Here is a 4,463-nt window from a genome sequence, read left to right as displayed (position 1 = left end):
AGTATCGGAAGCGGTCAAATCAAGAGCGAAACAGCGGATTATTTCTCTAAACTTTTGCTCTGAAATTTTGCTGAACTTTTGATACTTATTTTTTAGTTTAATATTAGGAGCTTATCAGGTTTTTTGATGATTTTGCTTCCTAAGCCCCTTTTTTATTGCAACATTTCAATTCATTCCAATCAAAAAATTCTACTTTAAACATCACAAAAGGTCGTCTGAAAACATATTTTTCAGACGGCCTTGATTTATCCATATAGAAAATCAATCTAAGCTGATCACCACCCCATTTGCCCCCGAGGCCACCGATAATCGGTACAACACTTCTTGCGGCATATCGCTGTGCCACAAGCCGGTAATATTGGCAATCACCGGAAGATGGGTGACTTTACGCACGCGCACAATCGCGTCAACATCCAAGCGGTAGGTGTGTTCCGGCTCGAAGCTCAACGTACCCGCTTCGCCCAAGATAATATGGTGGTTGCCACGTAAGGCGATGTGTTCGGCAGCAACCAGCCAATCATCGACACGGTGATGCTTGTCTTTGCACAACACCACCGGCGTGTTCAGACGGCCTACTTCATCCTGCAAAGCACGGTTGCTCATCAATTCGCCGCCCAAATACAAAATATCCGCTTGCGCTGCCAAAGCCGATTCAATTTGGCGCACATCACGAATCCGCACCAATACCGGTTTGCCCGCTTCGTGAATACGCTCAATTTCCTGCTGCATAGCAATGATTTGCGCTTTTTCGCTGCTGTTGTCCACATCGGCATACGGTCTGGCCGACATAAAAAACGGATCGATAAACACCGCATCGGCATCTGATTTAAAGCCGACGGCAATATCCAGCATTTTCTCACCGCCGAACACCACGCCGCGAACGGTAATTCGGCTGTCTTGCGGCTGCGCCTCCCGGCTGATGATTTTCCAATCATTCAATACCCGAATCGCCCGCTCTACTTCCGGCAGACGCTCCAATTCATTCGGATGAAACACGCGTTCATCACCGACTGCACCGATAATAGTCCGCTCTTCACCTTGGGAAACATGCTCCTGCAAACCGCGGCTGCGGATGCATTCAATTACACGCGTTACCGCTTCGGCCGAAGCCTGTTTCTGCATCACAATAATCATTTTGCGCTCCCTGATATTGAGAATCCGATATTAACATATTTTTCAGACGGCCTAATTGGCTAAATTCTCCTACCGTTCATCATATCGCTTTACGTTAACCGCATCGCCCTTGTGTTATACTGCATACCTAATTGTCTGTTTCCCCTTTTTATGCTAAACCGCTTGCTTAACTCAGGAAAATTCTGGCTGAAAATCATTTTTTTCGGTCTGCTGGCATCGTTTTTGATGTTTGTCAGCCTGTATGCATCGGTTTACCATTTTCTCAGCGCCGAGCGCATTCATCAATTTGCCCAAGAAAGCTTAGGACAAACCGAACGCAGCATCCGCTTCGATAAAAGCATCACGCGCAATCTGCTTCCACGCCCAACGATTACCCTAAAAAACCTCATCATCAGCCGACCGCACACCACCGATGCCGCCATTCATATCAAAGAAATGAAGATTGGTTTGGCTTGGCAAAGCTTGTGGGCAGATAGCCCTGTGATTGAAAAATGGGTGGTTTCCGGTGCCGATGCCACCTTGCAGCGCACGCAAGACGGCAAATGGAGCTTGCAAGACATTTGGCAACAACAAAGCCGCAACGTCAATCTTAACCGCCTGATTATTGAAAACAGCACCTTACGCTTGCGCCTGATTAACGGTGAATACCTGATCGAACAATTTGGCTTAAATGCCAAAGCCCCCGATTCAGGCACGCGCGAATTCAGCGTTAGCGGCAATTTCAATCACAGCAAAATTCCAGTTTCTTGGAAAGGCTCGGGTTTACTGGAAACCGCAACCAACGGCTGGAAAATCCCTAAATTTCATTTAAGCGCAGAAGGCCGTCTGAACGATGAAACCATCAAAATCATTGCCGACAGCGCACTTGCGTGGCAGCCCAAACAAAGCTCTTTGCAGGCAAATAATCTTGCTCTACGTGCCGACAGCTCTTACCAAGATTTTCACCTGACCGCGCAAGTACCGCGCCTGACTTTCAATACCGATCATGTGTTTGTGGACACATTCAACAGTGCATTCACCGCCGGCAGCGAAGCCAGCCAATGGAGCGGCTCGTTGAAATTAGATAAAGGCAACCTACTCAACGGCGAGGCTTCACTGGAGGGCTTTAAGCTCAACGCCAATCACCGCACCGCACAATGGCAAACCAATCTTTCCGTTTCCGGCCCTTTGGTTTGGCAAAAACCGACGGTTTAAAATCCGATGCCATCCACATTACCACCATGCAGGATACGGTTAACCGCTCGCCCCGTCCACGCTACATCAGCTTGCTCGACGGCAGCTTCAGCCTGACCGATTTCAGGCATTGGCAAGGCAAATTCAATGGCTATTTCGACCGCCAACCGGCTGCCCTCAGCTTAAAATACAGCAATGAAGCCGGTGAAGTGCCACTGCTTGAAGCCGGCCTCGCCTTGCAAAAACTCTCTCTTGCGCCCTACTGGGAAGATTTAGAAGCACAATCCGGCAATATTTACCCCGAATTTCTCAACGACGACAGTCTGCCCGACATCGAAGCGCAGGTTAAAATCGACAGCATGAATTTTCCCGGTTTGCAGTTGGAAAATGTTGAAACATTGATTTCGGCCAACCGCCAGCACATCGCCTTCACCAATTTCAAAGCCGGTTTATACGGCGGCCAAACCGAAGGCGGCATCAGCATGGCCAACACCACGCCGATTTCTTACCACTTACAGCAAAACGCGCAAGGCGTGCAAATCCGCCCATTACTGCAAGATTTATTTGGTTTTCACAGCTTCAGCGGCACCGGCGATGCAGTGATTGACCTGACCTCCAAAGGCCAAGACCGCCGCAGTTTGTTACAGCTTTTAGACGGCACGCTCAGTCTGAATGTTTCAGACGGCGCGTGGCACGGTATCGACATGAACAACATCTTGCAAAGCGGCAATATTAAAAAAGACACGGAAAATAACCTGCAAACGCCGTTTCACCGCTTTTCGCTGCACAGCGTGATTGAAAAAGGCGTCAGCCACCATGTCAACACCGAATTATTGTCTGACAGCGTGCGCGTCATCAGCAGCGGTTTCACCAATTTGGAAAAACAGGAATTATCAGAAGAGCTACTCATTTACAATGCCCGTAATCCCGATTCACGCCCCGTGCCGTTGAAAATCAAAGGCTCGGTGCACAATCCTTCGATTACCTTGGATTACGGACAATTGACGGATGGTTTAAGTACCCCGCAAGAAAAACAAAAAGCCTTAGAAGAGACATTCCGCGAGCAATGGAATTGGTTGATTCCAAGACGAAAATAAAGATAGACTGAGACCTTTGCAAAATCCCCATCTTTGGCACACTTCTTCGTTATGCGCTGCTCAAAATCTTGCCTATCCTATTGATGTCTGCACTTTCTGCGCCGCCCTAACTTCGAACTGCACTCAAATCTGGGGATTTTACAAAGGTCTCAAGCCGTCTGAAAGCCATTTTTTACGTTCAGACGGCCTCATTATTTTGACATTCGATTCCACCAACACAGCCAAAGCGTTATAATCAAAAATATATTAACTATTAAATAGGCCGTCTGAAACGGCTTTAGGATGATGAACTTATTCCGCTCAACCTTATGGGGTATTGTCGCCCTTTCCGCCGCCGCTGCGTGTGGTTCGTTTATTTTACAATACATCGTCGGCATGAATCCTTGCGTGCTGTGTATTGTGCAGCGTTTGATGGTGTTGGCCGTCGGCCTGGTTGCTTTGCTTACCGCGTTCAACCGCCAGCTATCCACCACCGCCCGCACTGTCAGCGCATTTTTAGTCAGCATTCCGGCACTTTACGGCATGGGCGTGGCCATTTACCAAATCTGGATTCAAAGCCTACCCGCCGGCACCGCCCCTGCCTGCGGCGCACCATGGACTTTCCGCCTGCGTGATTGGCCGCTGTTTGACTGGTATGAGCCAATTATTCGCGGTTTTGGCAATTGTGCCGAACCGGATTACGTTTTCGGCGTTGCCTTACCAGTGTGGAGCGTTTTGTATTTTGGCTTTGTGGTCGTGTTGGTATGGGGCATGTGGTTTAAAACCCGTCAAACACGTGTTTGAGATAAATTCAAGGCCCTTACATTCGCCTAACAAGTGCAATTTCCAATAACAGAAAAGGCCAGTATGCGGTAGTATACTGCCTTTCCTGACAAGAAAGATTGCAATATGGCCTACACACAACTGACCTCACACCAAAGATACTACATTTCCAGACATTACCGCAACCTACCCCTAAACCAAATCGCACAGAACATCGGTTGTCATCCCGCCACCGTCAGTCGGGAAATCAGACGGCATTCCGTCAACGGAACCTACTGTTACCGAAAAGCACAACAG

Annotated in this window: 5 protein-coding genes and 1 pseudogene; 4 read left to right on the top strand and 2 right to left on the bottom strand. The window is 48.4% G+C overall.

Annotated elements, in window-relative coordinates; genetic code table 11:
- Positions 1–102 (bottom strand): annotated as a pseudogene (locus tag CRG49_RS12330) (IS1595 family transposase); the annotation flags it as partial.
- Between the two features lie 159 nt (positions 103–261).
- Positions 262–1,134 (bottom strand): chorismate mutase, encoded by an 873-nt coding sequence (locus CRG49_RS12325; protein ID WP_095502178.1) that lies wholly within the window; start codon positions 1,132–1,134, stop codon positions 262–264.
- Positions 1,135–1,359: 225 nt separating this feature from the next.
- On the opposite strand from CRG49_RS12325, the gene CRG49_RS13745 reads away from it, so the two are divergent.
- From CRG49_RS13745 to CRG49_RS14125, 4 genes are all read left to right on the top strand, one after another.
- Positions 1,360–2,328 (top strand): AsmA family protein, encoded by a 969-nt coding sequence (locus CRG49_RS13745; RefSeq protein WP_255408385.1) that lies wholly within the window; start codon positions 1,360–1,362, stop codon positions 2,326–2,328.
- The gene (locus CRG49_RS13740) at positions 2,307–3,404 is read left to right on the top strand and encodes an AsmA family protein (protein WP_255408384.1); all 1,098 of its coding nucleotides are present in this window, start codon (positions 2,307–2,309) and stop codon (positions 3,402–3,404) included. Before CRG49_RS13745 ends, CRG49_RS13740 begins: the two co-directional genes overlap by 22 nt.
- 285 nt (positions 3,405–3,689) lie before the next feature.
- Complete coding sequence (locus CRG49_RS12310; protein WP_095502179.1) at positions 3,690–4,187, top strand: disulfide bond formation protein B; 498 nt, start codon at positions 3,690–3,692, stop codon at positions 4,185–4,187.
- A 105-nt stretch (positions 4,188–4,292) separates the two neighbouring features.
- Positions 4,293–4,463, top strand: a 171-nt coding sequence (locus tag CRG49_RS14125; protein WP_157807888.1) for a helix-turn-helix domain-containing protein, incomplete at its 3' end; no start/stop codon positions are given.

Origin of the sequence: Neisseria sp. N95_16 (assembly GCF_002551535.2) — a bacterium.
Lineage (GTDB): Bacteria > Pseudomonadota > Gammaproteobacteria > Burkholderiales > Neisseriaceae > Neisseria > Neisseria brasiliensis.
The sequence above is the reverse complement of the archived record's forward strand: the minus strand, read 5'-3'. Positions and strand labels throughout refer to the sequence as shown.